The organism is Paenibacillus sp. 102, assembly GCF_039549175.1.
Taxonomy (GTDB): domain Bacteria; phylum Bacillota; class Bacilli; order Bacillales; family Bacillaceae_G; genus Bacillus_A.
Map to the genome: position 1 here is coordinate 1 of NZ_JBCGHT010000114.1, position 215 is coordinate 215.

General features: G+C 28.4%; 1 protein-coding gene. It reads right to left on the reverse strand.

Translation table 11 applies throughout. The features are described from left to right. Positions 1 to 215: prealbumin-like fold domain-containing protein (locus tag AAIE21_RS29555; protein WP_343269892.1), on the reverse strand; the 215-nt coding region annotated here is incomplete at both ends.

Here is a 215-nt window from a genome sequence, read left to right on the forward strand (position 1 = left end):
TACTTTTGTTATTTCTAAAGAGCCTGTAACCTTTTTATCTTGTACAACATGTTTAATAATTTCTCCATCTTGCTTGATTTCAAATGAGAATGTTTCTTCATTAATTAAATATCCTTCTGGTGCAAATGTTTCTTTATACGTATATTTTCCATATGGTAATTTTTCGAATTTCGCAATTCCCTTTTCGTCAGTTTTTCCTTTTACTACTTCTTTTC